Origin of the sequence: Amycolatopsis sp. NPDC059235, from assembly GCF_042754125.1 — a bacterium.
In the GTDB taxonomy this organism is placed as follows: Bacteria; Actinomycetota; Actinomycetes; order Mycobacteriales; family Pseudonocardiaceae; genus Amycolatopsis; species Amycolatopsis albidoflava.
Genome location: NZ_JBHZAG010000135.1, coordinates 1 through 4,192, shown reverse-complemented (window position 1 = coordinate 4,192; position 4,192 = coordinate 1). Strand labels below are relative to the sequence as shown.

The following is a 4,192-nucleotide window of genomic DNA, read 5'->3' as shown; positions in this document are numbered from 1 at the left end:
CGGCCGGGGGCGCGATGCGTGCGCGGGCGAGGCCGCCCGGTCCGGAGCCGGGGAGAGAGAGGAGAACGCCGATGGCTGACGCACAGGCCGCCGCGCTCGGGCGGTGGGCGCTGGAGCTGGCAGGAAGGGGGTGGCCGGTGTTGCCGCTGCGGCCCGGCGCGAAATACCCGGACTGGCACCGCAAAGACCGCTGCCCTGGCACCGGACAGTGCCGCGGCGGGCACCGCACCCCGGAGCAGATGGCCACCACCGACCCGGACCTGATCGCGGCGAAGTGGCAGCAGGCACCGTGGAACATCGCGGTGTTCCCCGGCCCGGCCGGGTTGGTGATCGTCGACTGCGACCCGGCGAAACCCGGCGGCGTGGACGGCTGGGACGCCCTGCAGGCCCTCGCGGCCGAGCGGGGCGGGCCGCTGCCGGACACGTTCACCGTCGCCACCCCGCGCGCACCCGGCCGGCACCTGTACTACCGGGCCCCGCCCGGCTGCGTGCTTCGCTCGACCCAAGGCCACCTCGCCCCGGCGGTCGACACCCGCGGCTGGGGCGGGTACGCCGTCGGGCCCGGCTCGGTGCGCGTCGACGGCGCGTACGAGCTGCTCGACGACACCGACCCGGTCGAGCTGCCTGCCTGGCTGGTCCAGGCCAACGTCGAACACATCGCCGCCGCTGCGGGCGCGGACCGGGAGAAACCGGTGGCCGCGCCGGATTCCTACACCGCGGCCGCGCTGAGGGCCGAGACCGGCCGCGTCCGCAGCCAGCCCCCGGGCGGACGCAACAGAGTCCTGTCCACCGCCTCCTACGCCCTCGGCCAGCTCGTCGGAGCGGGGCTGCTCGACGAACAGACAGCCCGGGCCGAACTGCGGGCCGCCGTCGAGTCGTGGGGCGACGCCGCCTCGCTGCCCAAGGACTACGGAGTCATCGACACCAGCCTGCGCGCCGGGGAAGGCAATCCCCGGCGCGTGCGCGGAAGGAAGGCCGCATGAGCCCTGTTCTGATCGCGACCGTCGGCCCGCCCGGGGCCGGGAAGACCACCTGGCGGCGCGAGCACGCCTCGGAGGAGGCGACGGTGGTGTCGCTCGACGAAATCCGGGCGCGGCTGTCGGCGTGCGGGTGCTCGGCCGACCCGGCCGCCAACGCCGCGGCGGTCGAAGCCGGGACCGCGCTCACCCGCGAGACCCTCGCCGCGGGCGGGACGGTCGTGTGGGACACGACCGGCTACCTGCGCCGGTTCCGGACGCACCTGCTCGACCTCGCCGAGGCGCACCGGGCCCGCACGGTCGCGATCGTGCTGCTCCCGCCGCTTTTGACCGTGCTGGAGCGCAACGGCCGCCGCGACGGCGCCCGCTGCCCGGTGTGCGGGCACGCCCGCCGGGTGCCCGACCAGTTCGTGTGGTCGGCGCACCGCGCGATCGCCGACGCGCTGCCCCGGCTGCACGCCGAGGGCTGGGACACCGTCGAGTTCCTCGCCCTCCCGCCCTACCTGCGCGACCGCTGACACCGGCGACCGCGCCACTCGCGACCGAAACCCCTTCAGCCACAGGAAAGGACACCCCGATGGCCGCCATCATCCACCGCTGCGCGTGCGGGCACCCGGCCGATTCCCACCTCCGAAACCTCAAGGGCGACAGCGTTCCCTGCCGCCAGCACCGCTGCGGCTGCGGCGACCTCGACCCGCAGTCGCCTGAGGTCGTCCCGACCTGGCGGTCGGACACCCCGACCGGGACGGCGAAGCCCGACCCGGCCGTGCTCCGGCCCGGCACGGTCGACCTCCCCAACGGGATCGGGCGGCTGTGCGACTGCGAGGACTGCTGGGCGCTCTACCGGCGCGAGACCGCAGGAGCCGCGGCGTGAACCGCCCGGTCGCCAGCGACGCGCCGGTCGCCGATGCGGAGTACCTCGCCGAGATCATGCGTGTCGTCGACCGTCACGACGCCGGGGAATGCGGGGCGATCCTCACGGTCGATCAGATCCGGGACATCATCCGCGACCGCCGTGCGCACGGGAGGGCCGATGTTCCCGCCGCGTCCTGACTTCGCCGGGCCCTTCGCGAGGGCGGCAGCAGTGCCGGAGGCTGTGCTGCTGCCGGAGCCGTGTTGGTGGATCGACCGCGACGACGACTGGGAAATCAGCCACCATCCCGGCCGTGAGGCCGCCGAGGCCGATCACGCCGACCGAGTGCGCAGCGACTACGGCTGGCCGCTGTCGGTCGCGGGCGCTGTCGCGATCGTTCCCGGCGAGGTCCGGCGGGAGGCTCGGCGCTGCCGGGAATGGACCTGCCCGGACTGCGGCTGCGTCACCCACAGCCAGGGACGGGACGCGAGCTGCGCCGAGGAATGCGGATTCGAGTTCGAGATCGCCGAGGTCGCGCCGGACGATCCCGCCCAGGCAAGCCTTTTCGACGCGTGCGGCACAGAAGGGGAGACCGACTGATGTACACGGTGACCGATCTGTTCTGCGGGGCCGGGGGTTCCGGGCTCGGCGCGACCGCGGTGGAGGGGGTGGAGCTGGTGATGGCGGCGAACCACAGTCCGCGCGCGATCGAGACGCACCAGCTGAATTTCCCGGACTGCGCTCACGATTGCGCCGACATCTCGCAGGTGGAACCGCGCCGCTACCGCCGCACCGACATCCTGTGGGCCTCGCCGGAGTGCACGAACCACTCCATCGCGCGGGGCCGGGCCCGGGAGGCGAGCCGGGACCAGGGCGTGCTGTTCGGGGAGGAGCCGGTTCCCGACCACGTGGCGGAACGGTCGCGGGCGACGATGTGGGACGTGCCGCGGTTCGCCGAGGTGCACCGCAACGACATCGTGATCGTGGAGAACGTGGTGGACGCGGCGAAGTGGGATCCGTTCGGCGCGTGGCTGGGCGCGATGGACTCCCTGGGCTACGAGCATCGCGTGGTGTCGCTGAACTCGATGCACGCCCCGGCGATCGCCGCGCCGCGCGCGCCCCAGTCGCGGGACCGGATGTACGTGGTGTTCTGGCGCAAGGGAAACCCGGCGCCAGACCTCGACATCCGCCCGGCGGCGTGGTGCCCGGAATGCGATGCCGAGGTGGCGGCGGTGCAGTGGTGGAAACCGGGCCGCAGCGTCGGGCGCTACCGGCAGCAGTACCTCTACCGCTGCCCGAACGCGAAGTGCCGCAACGCGGTCGTCGAGCCGTACGCGCTGCCCGCGGCGGCGGTGCTCGACTGGTCGAACCTCGGCGAGCGGATCGGCGACCGCGCGAAGCCGCTGTCGGCCAAGACGCTCGAGCGGATCCGGGCCGGCCTGGAGCGCTACGCGCGGCCGATGACGTTCGAGGCCACCGGCAACACGTTCGTGCGCCCGGGCTCCGGGTACGCGCGGGCGTGGCCGGCCGACGGGCCGACCGCCACCCTGACCACGTCGCACACCCGGGCGCTGGTGGTGCCGGTCGAGGGCCGCGACGGGAAGACGGCGGCCTCGGCGATGGAGCCGATGCGCACGCAGACCGCGCGGCACGAGACCGCGCTGCTGGTGCCGGACGGGGGCACCTGGAACGAGAGCGCGTATCCGGCCGGGTCGCCGTTCCGGACCCGCGCGTCCCGCGAGGCCGAGGGCGTCGCGTTCATCGCCGAGCTGCGCGGCGGCGGCTCGGACGCGCGGCACGTGCGGGAGCCGCTGGCGACGGTGTGCGCGTCCGGGAACCACCACATGCTGGTGCGGCACAACACCGCGCGCGGCAACCCAGGCCAGATGTGCACGCCCGCGACCGAACCGGCCCGCACCCTCACCACCGCCGGGCACCAGTCGCTGGTCGGCTGGCCGCGCGAACTCCCCGCGGTCGAGGACTGCACGTTCCGGATGCTGGCCGTTGCGGAGGTGCAGGCCGCGATGGCGTTCACCCCGGACTACGTGGTCACCGGCAGCAAACGCGAACAAGTCCGCCAGCTCGGCAACGGCGTCACCCCGCCCGCCGCCGAATGGCTGGTGCGCGCGTCCGTCGCATCGCTGGAACGGACCGGCTCGCGCGCCCGTTCGGCAGCGTGACCGCGAGAGCACGCCGACGACCGACGGTCAGGACCGCCCGGCATCGGGCGCCAGGAAAGGGGAACGCACATGGCAATCCGGGAAACGTGGCCCTGCGACGACTGCGGCCACAAGCACTACGCCAGCCAGGCGTGCGCGGATCACCAGTGGACCGACGCCTGCCCGTACGAGGGGCTGAAGTG

Annotated in this window: 6 protein-coding genes; all 6 read left to right on the top strand. The window is 74.0% G+C overall.

Annotation, left to right across the window (positions count from 1 at the left end; genetic code table 11):
* Window positions 1-71 precede the first annotated feature (71 nt).
* Genes ACFXI3_RS44095 through ACFXI3_RS44070 form a run of 6 tightly spaced genes read left to right on the top strand, consistent with a single transcriptional unit; the run spans window position 72 to window position 4,010 of the window.
* Window positions 72-983, top strand: a complete 912-nt coding sequence (locus tag ACFXI3_RS44095) for a bifunctional DNA primase/polymerase (protein WP_378407944.1) — start codon at window positions 72-74, stop codon at window positions 981-983.
* A complete protein-coding gene (locus ACFXI3_RS44090; RefSeq protein ID WP_378407942.1) occupies window positions 980-1,495 on the top strand; it encodes an AAA family ATPase in 516 nt (171 codons plus the stop codon). Before ACFXI3_RS44095 ends, ACFXI3_RS44090 begins: the two co-directional genes overlap by 4 nt.
* Window positions 1,496-1,554: 59 nt before the next feature.
* A complete protein-coding gene (locus ACFXI3_RS44085) occupies window positions 1,555-1,851 on the top strand; it encodes a hypothetical protein (RefSeq protein WP_378407940.1) in 297 nt (98 codons plus the stop codon).
* Entirely contained in the window at window positions 1,848-2,030 is a 183-nt protein-coding gene (locus tag ACFXI3_RS44080) for a hypothetical protein (protein ID WP_378407938.1), read from the top strand. The genes ACFXI3_RS44085 and ACFXI3_RS44080 overlap by 4 nt, the downstream gene beginning before the upstream one ends.
* A 31-nt stretch (window positions 2,031-2,061) precedes the next feature.
* Window positions 2,062-2,430: a hypothetical protein gene (locus ACFXI3_RS44075; protein ID WP_378407936.1), complete on the top strand. Its 369-nt coding sequence runs from the start codon at window positions 2,062-2,064 to the stop codon at window positions 2,428-2,430.
* Window positions 2,430-4,010, top strand: a complete 1,581-nt coding sequence (locus ACFXI3_RS44070) for a DNA cytosine methyltransferase (RefSeq protein ID WP_378407934.1) — start codon at window positions 2,430-2,432, stop codon at window positions 4,008-4,010. Before ACFXI3_RS44075 ends, ACFXI3_RS44070 begins: the two co-directional genes overlap by 1 nt.
* The last annotated feature ends 182 nt before the right edge of the window (window positions 4,011-4,192 follow it).

Coding starts and splice junctions, on each gene's coding strand:
- ACFXI3_RS44095 (WP_378407944.1), top strand. CDS start 72: ATGGCTGACGCACAGGCCGCCGCGCTCGGGCGGTGGGCGCTGGAGCTG.
- ACFXI3_RS44090 (WP_378407942.1), top strand. CDS start 980: ATGAGCCCTGTTCTGATCGCGACCGTCGGCCCGCCCGGGGCCGGGAAG.
- ACFXI3_RS44070 (WP_378407934.1), top strand. CDS start 2,430: ATGTACACGGTGACCGATCTGTTCTGCGGGGCCGGGGGTTCCGGGCTC.
- ACFXI3_RS44085 (WP_378407940.1), top strand. CDS start 1,555: ATGGCCGCCATCATCCACCGCTGCGCGTGCGGGCACCCGGCCGATTCC.